The sequence below is a fragment of the Sutcliffiella tianshenii genome (assembly GCF_016908565.1).
GTDB classification, from domain to species: Bacteria; Bacillota; Bacilli; order Bacillales; family Bacillaceae_I; genus Sutcliffiella_A; species Sutcliffiella_A tianshenii.
In genome coordinates this window covers 123,607-140,516 of the sequence record NZ_JAFBED010000001.1, presented here as the reverse complement: position 1 = coordinate 140,516, position 16,910 = coordinate 123,607, and the positions used below count along the sequence as shown (strand labels likewise).

At 32.5% G+C, this 16,910-nt stretch carries 15 protein-coding genes; all 15 read left to right on the top strand.

The window, feature by feature from the left end:
• The first annotated feature begins 19 nt into the window (after positions 1 to 19).
• The 15 genes from JOC95_RS00580 (at position 20) to JOC95_RS00510 (ending at position 16,436) form a co-directional block, all read left to right on the top strand.
• Positions 20 to 1,132, top strand: coding sequence for a DegT/DnrJ/EryC1/StrS family aminotransferase (locus JOC95_RS00580; RefSeq protein WP_419096210.1), 1,113 nt, complete (start codon positions 20 to 22; stop codon positions 1,130 to 1,132).
• A complete protein-coding gene (locus tag JOC95_RS00575) occupies positions 1,125 to 2,282 on the top strand; it encodes a glycosyltransferase family 1 protein (protein ID WP_239582644.1) in 1,158 nt (385 codons plus the stop codon). The genes JOC95_RS00580 and JOC95_RS00575 overlap by 8 nt, the downstream gene beginning before the upstream one ends.
• Entirely contained in the window at positions 2,279 to 3,457 is a 1,179-nt protein-coding gene (locus tag JOC95_RS00570; RefSeq protein ID WP_204412459.1) for a glycosyltransferase, read from the top strand. Before JOC95_RS00575 ends, JOC95_RS00570 begins: the two co-directional genes overlap by 4 nt.
• A gap of 12 nt (positions 3,458 to 3,469) precedes the next feature.
• Positions 3,470 to 4,498, top strand: coding sequence for a glycosyltransferase family 2 protein (locus JOC95_RS00565; RefSeq protein WP_204412457.1), 1,029 nt, complete (start codon positions 3,470 to 3,472; stop codon positions 4,496 to 4,498).
• A 15-nt stretch (positions 4,499 to 4,513) separates the two neighbouring features.
• A complete protein-coding gene (locus JOC95_RS00560) occupies positions 4,514 to 5,689 on the top strand; it encodes a CDP-glycerol glycerophosphotransferase family protein (protein ID WP_204412454.1) in 1,176 nt (391 codons plus the stop codon).
• Positions 5,676 to 6,092 carry an FAD synthase family protein gene (locus JOC95_RS00555; RefSeq protein ID WP_204412452.1) on the top strand — a complete coding sequence of 139 codons (417 nt, stop codon included), beginning with the start codon at positions 5,676 to 5,678 and terminating at the stop codon, positions 6,090 to 6,092. Before JOC95_RS00560 ends, JOC95_RS00555 begins: the two co-directional genes overlap by 14 nt.
• An 18-nt stretch (positions 6,093 to 6,110) precedes the next feature.
• Positions 6,111 to 6,386 carry a hypothetical protein gene (locus JOC95_RS00550; protein ID WP_204412451.1) on the top strand — a complete coding sequence of 92 codons (276 nt, stop codon included), beginning with the start codon at positions 6,111 to 6,113 and terminating at the stop codon, positions 6,384 to 6,386.
• A gap of 92 nt (positions 6,387 to 6,478) precedes the next feature.
• Positions 6,479 to 7,612 (top strand): glycosyltransferase, encoded by a 1,134-nt coding sequence (locus tag JOC95_RS00545; protein ID WP_338083034.1) that lies wholly within the window; start codon positions 6,479 to 6,481, stop codon positions 7,610 to 7,612.
• 746 nt (positions 7,613 to 8,358) lie between these two features.
• Positions 8,359 to 8,514 carry a polysaccharide pyruvyl transferase family protein gene (locus JOC95_RS21660; protein ID WP_419096214.1) on the top strand — a complete coding sequence of 52 codons (156 nt, stop codon included), beginning with the start codon at positions 8,359 to 8,361 and terminating at the stop codon, positions 8,512 to 8,514.
• Between the two features lie 9 nt (positions 8,515 to 8,523).
• Positions 8,524 to 9,711: a glycosyltransferase gene (locus tag JOC95_RS00535; protein WP_204412449.1), complete on the top strand. Its 1,188-nt coding sequence runs from the start codon at positions 8,524 to 8,526 to the stop codon at positions 9,709 to 9,711.
• Positions 9,712 to 9,738: 27 nt separating this feature from the next.
• Positions 9,739 to 10,932, top strand: coding sequence for a glycosyltransferase (locus tag JOC95_RS00530; RefSeq protein WP_204412448.1), 1,194 nt, complete (start codon positions 9,739 to 9,741; stop codon positions 10,930 to 10,932).
• 69 nt (positions 10,933 to 11,001) lie between these two features.
• Entirely contained in the window at positions 11,002 to 12,180 is a 1,179-nt protein-coding gene (locus JOC95_RS00525; protein ID WP_338083033.1) for a glycosyltransferase, read from the top strand.
• A 301-nt stretch (positions 12,181 to 12,481) separates the two neighbouring features.
• Positions 12,482 to 14,257 carry an ABC transporter ATP-binding protein gene (locus JOC95_RS00520; protein WP_204412447.1) on the top strand — a complete coding sequence of 592 codons (1,776 nt, stop codon included), beginning with the start codon at positions 12,482 to 12,484 and terminating at the stop codon, positions 14,255 to 14,257.
• A 14-nt stretch (positions 14,258 to 14,271) separates the two neighbouring features.
• Entirely contained in the window at positions 14,272 to 15,423 is a 1,152-nt protein-coding gene (locus JOC95_RS00515) for a phosphotransferase family protein (protein ID WP_204412446.1), read from the top strand.
• Between the two features lie 758 nt (positions 15,424 to 16,181).
• A complete protein-coding gene (locus JOC95_RS00510) occupies positions 16,182 to 16,436 on the top strand; it encodes a hypothetical protein (RefSeq protein WP_204412444.1) in 255 nt (84 codons plus the stop codon).
• Positions 16,437 to 16,910: the final 474 nt, after the last annotated feature.

Below are 16,910 nucleotides of genomic sequence, written 5' to 3'. Positions count from 1 at the left end.
TCACATGAGTGGAAGGGAAATGAAGTATGTGCTAGAAGCTTTCCAAACAAATTGGATTGCCCCACTCGGCCCGAATGTCGATGCTTTCGAAAAAGAAATAGCCAGTTATGTAGGAGTCAATGATGCTGTAGCAGTTATTTCAGGAACTGCAGCGATTCATTTGGCTCTTTCTTTATTAGGTGTGGGAAAAGGGGATACCGTTTTCTGTTCAACCTTGACATTTATCGCAAGTGCAAATCCCATTCTTTATCAAGGAGCGGAGCCGGTTTTTATTGATTCGGAACCGGATACTTGGAATATGTCACCCGAAGCGCTACAAAATGCTTTAATTGATGCTTTGATTCAAGGAAAGCTCCCCAAGGCTGTTATAGTTGTTAACCTATACGGGCAAAGTGCAAAAATGGATGAAATCTTGGAGCTGTGTAATCATTACGGTGTCCCAATAATAGAGGATGCTGCCGAGTCCTTGGGTTCTTTCTATAAAGGTAAACCAAGTGGTACCTTTGGTGAATTTGGTATCTTTTCCTTTAATGGGAACAAAATCATTACTACCTCCAGTGGTGGAATGCTAGTCTCCAATGACACTAACAAAACAAAAGAAGCACGTTTTTTAGCTACACAGGCAAGAGATCAGGCCGTCCATTATCAACATAGCAGGATGGGGTATAACTACCGTCTCAGTAACATCTTAGCTGGTATCGGGAGAGGACAATTGGAGGTATTGGAAGAAAGGGTGGAATCAAGAAGGGCTACTTTCGAGCTGTATTATGACGAGCTTGCCCAATTACCAGGCGTTCACTTTATGCCAGAGTTGGAAAATACTCGATCGAATAGATGGCTAACGGCCCTGACAATAAATGAGGAAGAGGCAGGAGTGACTGTTCAGGAATTACTCAGTCATCTGGCTGACAACAATATAGAGGCGCGTCCGGTATGGAAACCACTTCATTTGCAGCCTTTGTTTCAGTCGGCAGCCTATTACCCTCACAGTAATGGAGAAAGTATATCGGATCTGTTATTTAACAATGGAATATGTCTTCCTTCAGGGTCGAATCTAACGATTGAAGAACAATATAGAATCATCAATATTATTAAAGAATCGATGAAAGCAGTGGTGGAAAAGCTTGCTTGAAAGTAGTGAAAATCCTTTGGATATGAACAAGAAAATTAGGGTTCTTCACATTGTCGGTGCCATGAATAGGGCAGGGACGGAAACCATGTTGATGAATATATTTAGGAACATAGATAGATCAAAGGTTCACTTTGATTTTTTATCATTTAGTCTAGAGCCAGCACATTATGATGAAGAAATTATGCGCTTAGGTGGTCGTGTTTTAAGGATTAGCAAGACACAGTCACTGATGAATATGATCAAAGCAATAAAAGAATATGGGCCATATGATGTCGTGCATTCCCATACCTTGTTTCATTGTGGGATGGCAAACCTTGCTGCCAAGCTTGCCGGCGTAAAGATTCGAATTGCCCATGCGCACACCACGCTTGATAAGAATGATACATTCTTGAGGAAGCTGTATATATTCTCCATGAGAACTGCGACCAAATTATTTTCGACCCACTACTTGGCATGTAGTAAACAAGCTGGAGCGTATTTATTTGGCAACGCAACAGAAGAGAATCAAAAGTATATGTACTTTCCCAACTTGATCGATTACTCAAAGTTTATGGCTGGGAAAAAAGAAGAAGTGTCAGTGTTTAAAAAGGAATCAGGTTTGGAGAATAAGAAAGTCATAGGTCATATAGGAAGATTTATCGAAGCAAAGAATCACAGGTTTTTACTGCAGGTCCTAAAATGTCTCATTAAAAAAGATGACTCTTTCACTTTGCTGCTAGTTGGGAATGGTGATTTAAGAGAGCAGATCGAGGAAGCTGCAAAGAATGAAGGTGTTTCCAACTACATCAAGTTTGTTGGACTAAGAGAAGATGTAGATACAATGCTTCAAACTATGGATGTTTTCGTATTCCCATCCAAATATGAAGGTCTAGGTCTCGTCCTACTTGAGGCACAGGCTAGCGGGTTGCCTTGTATCGTGTCGGAAGCCATCCAGCCAGAAGCAGATTTGAAGTTGGGATTATTCACAAGACTTTCCTTAAAAGATGATCCTGATTTATGGGCAGAGAAAATAATCGAAATAACCAATCAAAATAAAATGGAACTATCCATGATCAGTAGCGCATTTGAAAAAAGTGGTTACTCGCTAACTAAAGGTATTTCTAAATTAGTGAAAATCTACAACGGGAAAAATCAATGGAGGGAAATATGAAAAGGATTTTAATTTCGTCCTTCGATATGGAGGTGGGCGGGGTTGAACGCAGCCTGTTAAGTATGTTGAATAACTTTGACTATGAAAATCATGAAGTGGACCTCATGTTATATAGCCATACGGGGGATTTCATGAATCTTCTCCCCCAAAAAGCAAGGTTGCTTCAAGAACTACCGGCATATAAAACCTTCCGATTATCTATAGGGGAAACAGTAAAAAGAGGCAACATCGGAATTGGGGCACTCAGACTTTATTCCAAGCTAATTGCAACCCTGGATAAATCAGCGGAAAGTGGATACAAACAAATGCAATATATGTGGAAATACTCCTTACCTCTTTTACCGAAGCTCGACAAAGAATACGATGTTGCCATCAGTTATTTATGGCCGCATTATTTTGTTGCCTACAAGGTGGATGCTAAGAAGAAGATTGCTTGGATTCATACTGATTATTCAACAGTAGATACCGAAATACAGATGGATCTGGAATTGTGGGACAGATTTCATTATATTGCAGCCGTTTCTGAGGAATGCAAAAATGCATTTTTGGTAAAGTACCCAGCGCTTAGCAAAAAGGTTATCGTTTTGGAAAACATTACAGCTCCTGTATTAGTAAGAGAGTTATCCAAAGAAAAGGTTGATAATCCGTTGCTTGGTGATTCACGGTTTAAAATAATCACCGTGGCAAGGCTATCGCATGCCAAAGGGATTGATCAGGCGGTAAAGGCCATGAAAAAACTAATAGCTAAAGGCTATGAAGATCTGGTTTGGTATGTTGTGGGATACGGGGGGGATGAAAATGCCCTTAGAAAGCTAATAACTTCTAATGGGTTGGAAGACCACTTTATTCTTTTAGGAAAGAAAATAAACCCCTATCCTTTTATAAAGGAAGCCGATCTATATGTGCAACCATCGAGATATGAAGGGAAGGCTGTCACAGTCGGTGAAGCTCAAATAATTGGGAAACCGGTTTTGATTACAAATTATCCCACAGCACGCAGTCAAGTACAAGATGGAGTGGATGGCATCATCTGTGACTTATCCATAGAAGGTATAGCGGAGACAATTGAAATGATGTACCATAATCCGGAGCTTAGAAGCAGACTTTCTCATAATTGCCTGTCAACAAATTATGAAAATCATTCAGAACTAGATAAGCTTTATCAATTGGTTTAAGGAGCGGACAATATGTTACCAAAAGTAAGCGTAATTGTTCCTATATATAATGTAGAGAAGTATCTCAGGAGATGCTTGGACAGTATAGTGAATCAAACTTATTCGAATTTAGAAATCATATTAGTGAATGATGGCTCCCCAGATAATTGTGGGATGATCATCGATATTTATGAGAAGACCGATGACAGGATCAAGGCACTTCATAAAGTAAATGGCGGCTTATCTGATGCCAGGAATTATGGAATGCAGCATGTAACCGGAGAATACACCATTTTCGTCGATAGCGATGATTGGCTTCACATAGACATGATTCAAAAACTGGTCACCAATAGTATTGCTACTAAAGCTGATGTTGTTCAATCGGCTTTTTATTATGCATATGAGGATCACTTGTTATTTGATAATAGATACCATTCCAAGGGAGATCAACCTACAGTGTTGAAGAATAAAGCCTTGATGAGAGAGTTAGTGGTCAATGAAAGGGTCAAGAACTTTGCATGGGGGAAGCTTTATCGTACTAATTTAATCAATGATATCCCTTTCAAAAAAGGTGTATTATTCGAGGATGTATTTTGGGCGCATAAAGTGATGCATCGTGTAAAAACCTTTGTGATGTTACATCAGCCACTGTTTTACTACTATCAAAGAAGTGACAGTATCGTTGGTAACTATACCATCAAGAGTCTGGATATTCTCAGCGGGATGAAGGAGCGGCATGGCTTTATTGAAAAACATTATTCAGTTCTGAAAAATGAATCATATAGAATGATCTTAAAAACAAGCATCATTCATTATAATCTGATGCTGCTTAATCGCAAAGTCGATCAGGGTGGACATTATAAACGGGAAATTCAAAGCTACATCAAAAAGAATTATCCGGAGTTAAAGAAGGCAGTACGTAAGCATCCACCTCTTGCAAGGCAGTTGAATCTATTTTGCATTCATCCATACTTGAATTTCATTTATCAGGGGATGCTGAAGATTTTCAGGGGAATTAAGGTTATCCCTGGACCGGTGAAATTGGAACGCTTGAATGCATAAAGGAGAATGTCATAGATGGAAATTTTGAGAAAGTGGTTTTCAATAGCAATCATTCATCTTTTCAATTTTTTACTACCGGTAAAGGAAAATAAGATTTTTTTCTTTAGCTATTATGGTAACCAATACGGTTGCAATCCTAAATATATTTCTGAGCACATGTTAAAACATTATCCAAAGGATTCGTTCGATATTGTCTGGGCTCTAAACAACCCTTCAATAAAATTGAAGGACGTGAAAGTCGTTAAAACGATGTCGTTGAAGTATTTTTATGAATTATGTACCTCTAAAGTGATAATCACGAATTTCCGTACGACGGAATTATTTGTGAAAAGAAAAAATCAATATTACATACAAACATGGCACAGTTCCTTACGTTTAAAACAGATTGAAAAGGACGCAGAGGCTTCCCTTCCAAGTCATTACGTCCAAATGGCAAAAAGAGATTCTAAAAAGTGTGATTTGGTTTTATCTGGGTGTAAGTATAGTACATCGATCTTCAAACGTGCCTTCTGGTATGAAGGAGAAATATTTGAACACGGCACCCCAAGGAACGACATGCTAATTAATAATTACAATGTAAATTATAGATCCCGAATCTTGAATGGATTAAAGATCGCAAAAAAGAGCAAGGTTATCCTTTATGCTCCGACATTTAGAAAAGGGAACAATTTAGAGATTTATAAGTTAGAATTCTCCAAAATTCTAAGCCAGATAAAAAATAAGTATGGTGGGGAATGGGTTTTCTTGGTGAAATTGCATCCCCATTTGTCATCTAAATCAAAAGACCTAGTATACGGTAAGGATGTAATTGATGTCACAGCCTATGATGACATTCAAGAATTACTGAGCATTTCAGATGTTTTAATAACAGATTACTCGTCTTTGATGTTTGATTTTGCTCTTACGAAGAGGCCATGTTTCCTTTATGTACCGGATTTAGATGAATACATGGCAAATGATCGAAATTTGTATTTTGACATCCAGGACCTTCCTTTCAACCATGCTACTGATATGGATCAGTTACTTTTACTCATACAACAATTCAATAACAAGAAATACGAACAAAAGTTGAAGGAGTTCTCGTCACACATCGGCACATACGAAAATGGCAAAGCAGCAGAAAAACTCGTAAAACATATTCATGAAGTGTGTTTTAAAGAAAAGGAGAGAAAATTATATGAAGCAATATAAAATTGGCTACACTACAGGGGTTTTTGATTTATTTCATATCGGACACCTTAACATTCTGAAAAAAGCTAAAGAACAATGCGACTATTTGATTGTTGGAGTAAGTACTGATGAACTAGTAATGAAATACAAAAATAAACTACCAGTCATCCCGTTCCAGGAAAGAATGGAAATAGTTGAAGGTATTAAATATGTAGATGCAGTTGTTCCACAAGTGGATCGGGATAAATTCATGGCTTGGAAGCACCTCCAGTTCGATGCCATGTTTGTGGGAGATGACTGGAAGGGAAAACCACTATTTGTACAAGTGGAAAGACAATTTGCTGAAGTAGGAGTCGATATTGTTTATTTTCCTTATACTCCAGGAGTGTCTACTACTTTGGTGAAAGAGAAGGTAAGGATGTAGGGTATGTAAAAAAGGAAGATGTTATTTGTAATCGATTCTCCCGATTGTGCTGGTGCAGAGAAGAGCCTTGTTACTCTACTCTCATTTCTAGATTACCAAAAATATAAGGTGGATCTCTTATTATGTGGGTATGGAGGAGTTTTAGAAACACTATTACCTGATGCAGTAAACCTTCTTCCTCCTCTTTCTTATACACAATTTTGTGAGAAAGCATTATTATCTGAACGTACGTTCGAATTAAATATAAAAAAATCTAAAATGGATAATAAAGATTTATGGAAAAAAACCTTATAAAATAGTAAGAAAAAGGATTTCATCTAATGAATTATTCAAATTTTTGAAACTTTTTAATGAAATTTTAATTTGAAGAAATATTTGAAATAAGGGTGAAAATATTGAAAAGATTATTATTTATTACAGATGTCATGAGTAATGGTGGTGTAGAAAAAGTAATAACAAATACTTTAAAAGGCATAGATAAATCAAAATATAAAATAACATTATATGTTATGTATAAAACCAAAGCACAAAATATAAAAAGCATTCCTGATCATGTAGAAATTAAGTATCTATTTAAGAAATCTGTAAGAGGATCTTACCAACGAATATGGTTTTATTTACTTATGTTTGCTCCTCCAACATTAATGAGAAAATTCATTATAGGGAATGAAAAATATGACATTGTTGTTACAACAAAAGAAATATTCAGCCACCCTATTCGTAATTATAAAAGTAAGAAAATATTGTGGTTTCATGGGGGGTTTGATCATTTAAAAAAAGAAAAAAAAACCATAATAAATAATATAAAACATTGGTATAAATATAACACTTTTAAGAGGTTTGATAATATACTTTTGTTGACTAAAAATTCGAAAAGGTTGTTTTGTCAACATTATAATCTAAAAGAAAAGTGTAACGTTCTATATAATCCAATAAATGACAGGGAAATAATAAATTTGTCAAATGAAAAAGTACATGATTATAATTTCAGTTCAAATGTTACTATAATCTGTTCAAGTAGATTAAGCAAAGAAAAAGGTCTGGAAAGATTACTATCTTGCTGCAATAGCCTATTAAAAGAAGGATACAAATTTAAATTAGTTTTATTAGGAGATGGTAGTGAGAAAAAAAAATTAAAAACAATTATCCTAAATAGTCCTTTATTACTTAAAAATGTAAGTATGTTAGGTTATAAGGAGAATCCTTATAAATATATCAGAAATAGTAATATTTATGTGTCGCCTTCGCACTCTGAGGGTTTTTCATTATCTATAGCAGAAGCAATAATATTAGGGGTCCCAGTAATTTCTACTAACTGCAATGGTCCAGCTGAAATACTAGATAATGGGACATATGGCTTACTTGTGGATAATAGTGATATAGGTATTTATAAAGGTCTCAAAGAGGTCTTATCAAAGCCTCGATTGTTAGAAGAGCTAAAACGAAAAAGTATTGATAGAAAAAAATTTTTCTCTTTTTATGAAAATATAAAAAAATTTGAAGACATTATTAATAGTTAAAAAGACTTGCAAAAATATATTTACTAGCAATTCCAAAAATAAATGAAGAATATAATTATCTTAAATTTGAGGTTTGTGAAAGTTATAAATAGAGGTGAATTTACAATTAAATAATACTCCTTTTCAATAAAAAGAGAAGAAAACATCTTTAATTTTGTTAATCATGATGATGTTCGCTGCTATGGTGGAAACAGTTGGAATAGGTCTAATTGTTCCAATTGTAGGGATTGTAACAGACCCAGAAACCATACTCGATCATGCTATTCTATCGTATGCTTATAAGCTTACAATAAATTGAATTTCCATTCACCATCAGCATTTATTGTTTTTTCAGTATTGATTTTATTAACTTTCTTTATTCTAAAAACTTAAATTTACTTTTATTTAATTATATTCAGTATAGAGTAATCTTTAATCAACAAGTGAAACTTCAAAGTAAATTATTAATAGTATACTTAATATAGGCTTATATCTTCTACTTGAATAGAAACACGTCTACATTATTAAGAAATGTAAATGGAGAGGTATTTAAGTTTTTCAAGGGTTAGTGTTCTCGACTTTTCAATTGTTAACAGAAGTTTTAGTTATTATTGATTTTTTGCTATTGGTATTAACAGCCCCTATAGCGACAATTACAGCCAGAAAAATGATGATAAAAGTTACAAAACCATATAGGATGAGGACAATTTCCCTTGATTAATTTAGAAAATAGACAAAAATAAAACAGATTAGATTCTTTAAAAGATATCAACAAATTAAAATTAGTGAATTATGAAGGAAATAAGGACCACTTTATAAAAGAATATCAATCTTGTGAAACAATAATCGGAACTAGGTTTCATTCAATAATATTAGCACTAATTTTCGGCCCTTTGAAAATTAAGCTTAAGGAAATGAGGTAATCTATTAAGATGAAACAAAAACTGTTATTTGTTATAGACTCACTTGATTGTGCTGGTGCTGAGAAAAGCCTTGTTACTCTCTTATCGCTACTCGATTATCAAAAGTATCAAGTAGATCTCTTATTATTTGGTTACGGAGGAGTTTTAGAAACACTTTTACCTAAAGAAGTAAACCTTCTTCCACCACTTCCATATACACAATTTAGTAAGAAAACTCTCTCCAAACAACTTTTTCAATTGAACAATCAGAATTTAAATATGTTAAGAGCTAGAATGAAGTATTCTTTGAAATTGCGATTAAATAAACTTACAAATCCTCAAAAAGCCAGAGTTTTTTGGGAAAGTGCATCAAGCGTAATTGAATATAATCTAAAAATGTATGACATTGCTATTAGTTATGCTCAAGGAGTTCCGACCTTTTATGTAGCTGAAAAAGTAAAAGCAAAAAAGAAATTTGCTTGGGTGAACGTTAGTTATAGATTGTACGGGAAAGAAAAAGGTTTTCAAAAACAATATTATGATAGCTATAACAAAATAGTTGCAGTATCAGATACTACAAGAGAGATCTTTTTAGAAACTTTTCCTGAATATCAATCCAAAATGAATGTAATTTATGATATCAACGATCCTAGGATTATTTCAGAGATGTCGGTTCTTCATTACAATGAAAACATTGAGTTCGAGGGACTTAAGTTATTAACAATCGGTAGATTGGCAAGCCAAAAGGGGTATAAAATTGCCTTAGAGACTTGTAGAATGTTAAAGGAAGCTGGAGTCCATTTTAGGTGGTATGTACTAGGGAAAGGACCAGAGGAAGATGAAATTAAAAAATATATTCATGAAAATGATTTAGCCAATCATTTTATATTATTAGGAACAAGAGTGAATCCTTATCCCATTATTAAAAACAGCGATATCTATGTACAAACCTCTAAGTATGAAGGTTTTGGTTTAGCCATTGCTGAGGCACGAATGTTGAATATACCCGTTGTTACAACCCGGTTTGACGCAGTTTATAATCAAATGACACATGAAAAAAATGGTCTGGTTGTGGACATGAGTAGTAGCGCTGTTTTCAATGGGATATTGAGACTTATTCAAGATCAAGATCTTAAAATGGAGATTATAGAATACCTAAAAGCAGAACCAAAAGGGAATTTAAGTGAATTAGATAAATTTCACGAACTTATAGGATAGCCCAATGAGAAAAGAGTGTGAAAATATATGAAAAAGAAAGTCCTATTTATGGTCATTAATATGAATATTGGTGGTACAGAGAAAGCGCTGCTTAATATGATTAATGAGATGCCAAAAGATCAATATGATATAACTGTTTTAATGTTGGAAGAGTACGGAGGATTTTTAGCACATATTCCAGAGTGGGTTAATATTCAACACTTTAATGGTTATAAGAAGATTAAAGGGACACTAAACAATCCTTCTACACAAACAATAAAGGAAGCAGTAAAAAATAAGATGTTCCTAAATGCTTTCTTTTTATTCGTATTAAGCTTAATTTCAAAAATTACTGGGGAAAGAAGTGCTTTATTTAATTATCTACTCAAAAAATATCCTATCGACCCAACTGAATATGATGTTGCTATAGCTTATGCAGGTCCCATGGACTTCATAAGCTATTTTGTTATTGAAAAGATAAAAGCAAAGAAGAAAGTGCAATGGATTCATTTTGATATTACAAAAATAGGATTTAACCTTAAGTTTGTAAATCGATATTATAAGAAGTTTGATAATATTTTTTCGGTGTCGAAAACTGGAAAAACTCAACTTGAAAGCAAATTACCTAAATTAAAAGGGAAAATTAATTATTTTTATAATATCTTATCGACCAAACAAATTAATATGCTAGCAAACAAAGAATTAGGTTTTGAGGATACCTTTAATGGTTTAAGGATTTTAACTGTGGGGAGACTCAATAAGGAAAAGGGACAGGATTTATGTATACCAGTTTTATCAAAATTGATTAAAGAAGGCTACAATTTAAAATGGTACTGCATTGGTGAAGGGAGTGCGAGAAGCGAATACGAGAAATTAATTCATCAATATGGTCTACAGGATGATTTTCTATTATTAGGGGCAAGTGAAAACCCATATCCATTTTTTAAACAATGTGATATATATGTTCAACCTTCCCGGCATGAAGGCTTCTGTATTACACTAGCTGAAGCAAGGTGTTTTAATAAACCAATAATCGCTACTAACTTTAATGGCGCTGCAGATCAAATATGTAATGAACATAACGGTTTAATTGTTGATTCAAATGAATTTGAGCTGTTTAAAGCCATTAAAAGATTGATAGTAGACGAAGCTTTGCTGGAAAAATTCCAAAGAAATCTAAAAGGGGAATTTAAAAATAATCATCTCGAACTTAATAAGTTAGAAATAGTAATAAAAAATTAATTAAGCAGTCCTATTTCTGATAGTCTTATATTATTTATAAATAGACGAATGAACGGAAGGAGGAAATAAGTGAAAAAGAGCTTGTTATTTATGCTTACCAGTATGAACATAGGTGGGGTAGAAAAGTCACTACTATCTCTTTTATCGGTAATTGATAGAGATAAATATGAGGTAACTATATTATTGTTAGAGAAAAAAGGTGGATTTCTTAAAGCACTCCCAGATTGGGTGAAAATTGAAGAAGCTTGTTGGTACAAGAAGATAAAACCTATAATTATGCAACCGCCAAAACTTACAATTAGGGGTTTTGTATCTAGAAAGGATTATCTGAAAATTCCTAAATTCACCTTTGCATATTTACTATCTAAACATTTTAATAATAGATACTTTTATTACTCAGCAATAATGAAGGATATAAGTGAAAACCACAAGAAATACGACGTTGCAATTGCCTATCAAGGCCCCACTGAAATTATTGATTATTATATTGCTCATAAAGTTCATTCTTCGAATAAAATTTCCTGGGTTCACTTTGACGTTTCAAAACATATGGTTAACAAAGCCTTATTTGAAAGAATTTATAAGAAGTTTGATAAGATATTTGCAGTTTCTAATGGGAGTAGAAAGTGTTTAATAAACAAATTTCCATCAATTGAAGAAAAAACAGATATCTTTCCAAACATAGTTTCCGAAAAACTAATATGTGATCTATCAAGAAATGAGGTGAATTTTGATGAAACATATAGAGGGGTTAGGATTGTTACAGTAGGAAGGTTATCGTGGGAAAAAGGTCAGGATATGGCAATAAGGGTCTTGGCAAAGTTAAGAAAACAAGGTTATGAAGTTCGGTGGTATTGTATTGGGGAAGGTAATCGGAGAAAAGAATATGAAAGGGAGATTAATAAGAATGGTTTATTGCAGGATTTTATCTTATTAGGTGCTACTCCAAACCCATATCCTTATATTGCTAGGTGTGACATATATGTTCAACCCTCTCGACATGAGGGTTATTGCTTAACTTTAGCAGAGGCGAAAGTATTAAAAAAGCCAATAGTTACAACAAATTTTGTTGGAGCGTATGAACAAATAGTAAATGACTTTAATGGGATAATCACTAATATGGATGAAGAGGATTTATATCTAAAATTGAAAAAACTAATAGATAATTCTTGGGAAAGGAAAGAATTAGTAAAAAATATTAACACTTCAGAATATAACCATATTTATACAATTGATAAATTATTTTGATTTTAATTATAACAAAGTAATTTGAGGGGTGATAAAATTAGGAAAATAGAATAAATAATTTTATCCTTGTTAAGGATAACATATTTGTTAACAAGAATGAGATTTTCATCGGATCCTAATTTAAATATTCATATATACTTACATCTATTTTATTTAGAATTGATAAAATTAAAATTACCAAATGAAATTGAAAATATTGAAAATCTAAGCGAAATATTAACTTGGATTAAAAGATTCATGTATTTAGAGAAATATAAATGTTTTAATAATTTCAGGAAATAAATACTAAAGGTGTGAAAAAATGAGGAGTTCATATAGAAAAATAATGGATCTTTTTAATAAAAGCGAAAAGAAAAAGTTGATGATTTTGTTATTAATGATGATAATAGCGGCTATATTTGAAACAATTGGAATAGGTATGGTAGTACCTTTTGTTGGAATTGTAACTAACCCGAGTATTATCCAAGATCAAGATATTTTATCCTATATCTACAGTACATTTAATTTTTCTTCAACAACAACATTTGTTCTTTTTTCAGTAGTAATGCTACTTACAATATTTATAATGAAAAATCTTTATTTATTATTTTTTAACTATATGCAATATAGAGTAATACTAAATCAACAAGTTAAATTACAAAGAGAGTTGTTCAATGAATATTTAACAAAGCCTTATACCTTTCACTTAAATAGAAATACATCTACTTTATTAAGAAATGTCAATGGAGAAGTCTCGAAGGTTTTTCAAGGGATAGTGCTTTCTGGTTTTCAATTATTGACTGAAGCTTTAGTGATTATTTTTATCTTGGCATTGTTAGTTGTAACATCTCCTGTTGCAACAATTACTGCTTCGATTTTATTAGGTGGTAGTGTACTTGTATTTTTCAGATTGTTCAGAAAAAAAATTAGTCATCTTGGAAAAGAGCAACAAAAAGTCAGCGGGACAATTATTAAATGGGTCAACCAAGGATTGGGAGCAAGCAAAGAAGTCAAAGTATCTGGAAAAGAAGCTTTTTTTATTGATTCCTATACTAAGCAAAGCTTTATTAAAGTGAAAAATAGCCGTTATATGAAAATGTTAGAAGTGGTTCCAAGACTTTTTATTGAGACGTTGCTTGTTTCAATCGTATTAATAACTATGCTAGTAATCATATTGCAAGGAACGGGTACCACACAACTTGTTTCCACTATGGCGCTTTTCGCCATGGCTGCTTTTAGAATAATGCCTTCTATAAATCGGGTAGTTGCATTAATTACAACGATTAAATACAGCCAGCCTGCATTAGATGTAGTCTATGAGGATTTATTCTTGAACAAAGATCCGTTGATGAAATCTGAGGCAGGAACTAAATTACTATCAAATAAAATAGATCAAAAAACATTTTCAGATTCCATTAGGTTGGATGATGTTTCATTTAGATATCCAAATCAAGAAGAATTCTCTGTTAAAGATGTTTCATTAACCATTCCCATCGGGCAGTCTGTCGCATTTATAGGAGAGTCAGGAGCTGGAAAAACGACCATTATAGATATAATTTTGGGTCTTCTGCACCCTGAAAAAGGTAAAGTTCTAGTTGATGGAACAGACTTGCATAAACAAATTTCAATATGGCAAAAGAAAATCGGTTATATCCCTCAATCAATTTTTCTTTCAGATGATACAATTCGTGGAAATGTAGCTTTTGGGGTCGGAAATAAAGATATAGATGATAAAGAGGTTTGGAGAGCATTAGAGCAAGCACAATTAAAAGAATTTGTACTAAGTCTTCCAGACAAATTAGACACAACAGTTGGAGAAAGAGGAGTAAGGCTGTCAGGAGGACAAAGGCAACGAATAGGTATCGCTCGTGCACTGTATCATAACCCAGAAATATTATTTATGGATGAAGCTACATCAGCCTTAGACAATGAAACAGAAAAGGAAATTATGAAGGCTATAGACGGATTAAAAGGTGATAAAACCTTGATCATTATTGCTCATAGACTAAGTACTATAAAAAATTGTGAAATTGTATATAAAATTAACAATGGCAAATTGGTTTCGACAAATAATAAATTCGTTAATTCTGTAATTTAGAAGGAGTTAAGACCTTGAAAAATAGTAATATTAGGAGATTCGCTAAGATCAAAGGATTTTATATATCTCTAGATAAGAACATACTAGTAATAGTGTGGATCTTGCTATTCAAAATGAAACCTTTTAATCTAGAAGTCACATCTTCCTCTAAAATTTTTAAGAACGCATCGCCAAAAATATTAATGTTATTAAGAGTTGCAGATATTATTAAGAAATATTTTTCTTGTAAATACTTTAATACACCAACTGATATCATTAATTCTCAATTTAATGGTCACATACTGATAAGAACTACAAATGGAGTGAAAGTTTTTAATATGGTAAAGGATACTGTTGTAACTCAATACAAACATTCGATAACTGGAGGGGATTTCAAAAAAATAGTAAATGACCTGGAATCTATAGAGAAATATAAAATTTCTCCAAAAATTATTAAAGTAAATCATACCGAAAAAAATATATACGAAAAGTATTATAATTATAAAAAGGCGGAACGGTTTTATCCTGTAACGACTTATTATTATTATTATATTTTGCCTTTATTAATAAGAAATATCAACATTTTTCCTTCAAAAAAAATCTTATTACAAGATTATTTAGATGGTATAAAACAAAATGTAAATTTAAGTAGGTTTATAAAAATAGAAAACGAAGTAAAAGATCTTGAATTTGTTAACACTTATCTTGAAAGAAGAATTAATGAAATTATTTCTTTGAAAGATGCTGAATTTGTATTTCTTTCATTTTCGCATGGAGATTTACATGCTTGGAATATATTAATTGATGAAAAGGGGATTAAAATTATTGATTGGGATACACTAGATGAGAGGTCAATTTATTTTGATTTATTTTATTCTTTATTTCACAACCTTTTTGGGAATGAAAAAAATAATTATAGGGAGTTTATTAGCCATTTAAATAATATTATTATCTCTTTTAACAATAAGATAAGTATCCAAGAATTTCACCCTGCTTTTCAGAAAAGAGAATTGTATCGCAAATTATTTTACTTAGAATATATTAAAATGTACTATTTTAAAAAAATAAAAACGGAAAGTAACAGTGTGAATGTGAAAAAATTAATAGGAAATCTAATTAAAGATATCATGGTTTTTGAAGAAATAGAAAGAACATATTCTGAAACTCCGCAAATTAAATCTAGTTAAATATCTAATTCCTAATCTAGCACAAGTTCTTTCAAGACGTTATTCAGGTCCAACAACGTCAACCATATTACTTTTCTAAAGTTTGAACATTTCTTCCATTGTGGGGTTACCACAGGATTTACAATCATTTTCAACTACAATGAAATCATTGGTTTCTTTCTGCTTCTTTTAAATTTTTTAAAAATAACACATTAGAATAGTGATTTTAGTATTATTAGAAGAGACATCTGCCTTGGAAGTATTTCCCTTGGTAATTCATCTTATGAATGCATTGTAAAAGGTAATCATGTTATAGGAGGAGGTCTCGACGTTAGCAGGAGGGTATGTGAAGGGAACCTTGTAATTCTTAGTAAATATTTTGGTAATAGTGACAGTTTAAAGGGCGATTCAATTAGGTTTAACCAGTTTAAAGGTCAAAATATTGGATTAAGTAAAATATATGTGTTTTCGGATGGTCCTGAATTGGTTGAATAATGTACGTTTTTGATTTGTATATAATGATGAGTAAGTCTCTAACTTTTCGTAAGTGTAAGTTTTACAATTGTGATTTTTATACAGGACATACGCCTAGTGTAGCTCCATATGAATTCATTGAATGTGAATTTTATGATTCACGACCAGTTCAGAGGACGATAACCACTGCGATCAAGTTCAAAAATTGCCGAAATAATCTTTCAGAGCACTATACCTTCAACCATTTCGTCTTATCTTTTTCAACAGGTGTAATGTCAATATTTATTCAGTTAGATGGTTGTGAGATGAAAACAGCAGCTCCTATATTGGGGATTATTGAGTCAAACTATATTACGCAAAATACTTTAAGTTACGAAATAAAGATTACTTCTACTGAATATACTGGAGATCGTATGTTGAATTTACGTATAAACCAAAGAGAAGCAATGGTTTACTCGGGTCTGATAGCTAATCAGACTTTAAATAATATTAATCTGAACACACAAGAACTAACAGGTGAAAAATATACGCGTATGATCCAACAACCTCATTCATGCTAGTAGTAAGGCTTGAAACAAATGGAGAGGGTTACGAAGCGATAGTATCACATGATCTCCAAACTCCTGCTCCTTATATTATTGCAAAAAATAATTCCACAGGTGAAATTGTTGCCCTTTCGATATTTATTTTGGATTCTAATAATATAAAGCTAATTGCGAATGAACCATATGAAGTTAAAAAATATGTTAAAAGAGTATAGAGGGAGATAAAGGGAATTCACAATGCTTTGTGATATTAATGCAATAACAAATATTTATAGGGTAGTATATTAATGGCTTTTAAGATGTGTAATTAATCCTTGTTAGAGGATGCACGTCTTTTTTTCTGTTTAAAACCAATTTATTGATAAATCTTCTTTTTCCAATGTGTTTAGTTTATTGTTATGAATTCTAGAATTTGTTAAAAAGTTCTTTATATAATTCACTAAATTTATTGACAGTAATCAATCAGAGTGATAATCTGAAAGCAAGTTC

What these genes read in the sequence shown, in the direction of transcription:
- JOC95_RS00580 (WP_419096210.1), top strand. Translation starts at nt 20, where the DNA reads ATGAAGTATGTGCTAGAAGCTTTCCAAACAAATTGGATTGCCCCACTC.
- JOC95_RS00570 (WP_204412459.1), top strand. Translation starts at nt 2,279, where the DNA reads ATGAAAAGGATTTTAATTTCGTCCTTCGATATGGAGGTGGGCGGGGTT.
- JOC95_RS00565 (WP_204412457.1), top strand. Translation starts at nt 3,470, where the DNA reads ATGTTACCAAAAGTAAGCGTAATTGTTCCTATATATAATGTAGAGAAG.
- JOC95_RS00560 (WP_204412454.1), top strand. Translation starts at nt 4,514, where the DNA reads ATGGAAATTTTGAGAAAGTGGTTTTCAATAGCAATCATTCATCTTTTC.
- JOC95_RS00555 (WP_204412452.1), top strand. Translation starts at nt 5,676, where the DNA reads ATGAAGCAATATAAAATTGGCTACACTACAGGGGTTTTTGATTTATTT.
- JOC95_RS00550 (WP_204412451.1), top strand. Translation starts at nt 6,111, where the DNA reads ATGTTATTTGTAATCGATTCTCCCGATTGTGCTGGTGCAGAGAAGAGC.
- JOC95_RS00535 (WP_204412449.1), top strand. Translation starts at nt 8,524, where the DNA reads ATGAAACAAAAACTGTTATTTGTTATAGACTCACTTGATTGTGCTGGT.
- JOC95_RS00530 (WP_204412448.1), top strand. Translation starts at nt 9,739, where the DNA reads ATGAAAAAGAAAGTCCTATTTATGGTCATTAATATGAATATTGGTGGT.
- JOC95_RS00520 (WP_204412447.1), top strand. Translation starts at nt 12,482, where the DNA reads ATGAGGAGTTCATATAGAAAAATAATGGATCTTTTTAATAAAAGCGAA.
- JOC95_RS00510 (WP_204412444.1), top strand. Translation starts at nt 16,182, where the DNA reads ATGAAAACAGCAGCTCCTATATTGGGGATTATTGAGTCAAACTATATT.